This is a genomic window from Kocuria coralli (genome assembly GCF_008831305.1).
In the GTDB taxonomy this organism is placed as follows: domain Bacteria; phylum Actinomycetota; class Actinomycetes; order Actinomycetales; family Micrococcaceae; genus Kocuria; species Kocuria coralli.
The window spans coordinates 1-394 of the sequence record NZ_ML708660.1 but is presented as its reverse complement, the minus strand read 5'-3'; the positions used below and the strand labels follow the sequence as shown (position 1 = coordinate 394).

General features: G+C 59.6%; 1 protein-coding gene. It reads left to right on the top strand.

Features of this window, described 5'->3' with window-relative positions:
- Positions 1-394: IS630 family transposase (locus FCK90_RS15235; RefSeq protein ID WP_158035147.1), on the top strand; the 394-nt coding region annotated here is incomplete at both ends.

The following is a 394-nucleotide window of genomic DNA, read 5'->3' as shown; positions in this document are numbered from 1 at the left end:
CCCGCAGCTGGAAGCGAAGGTCACCGATGTCATCGGCTTATACCTGGCGCCACCGGAGAATGCGGTCGTGTTATGTGTCGATGAGAAGTCTCAGATTCAGGCTCTGGATCGCACGGCCCCGTTGTTGCCGATGCGCATGGGTGATGCCGAGAAGCGCACTCATGACTATCACCGGCATGGGACGTCGACGCTGTTCGCGGCGCTGGAAGTCGCGACTGGTCAGGTCACGGGCGCGGTGAAGTCACGGCATCGGCGGCAGGAGTTTCTGTCGTTCTTGCGTCAGATCGACAGGGCCTATCCGGGCCAGGAGCTGCATCTGGTCATGGACAACTACGCAACCCATAAAACGGCGGAAGTACGTCAATGGCTGGATGAGCATCCTCGGTTCCATGTG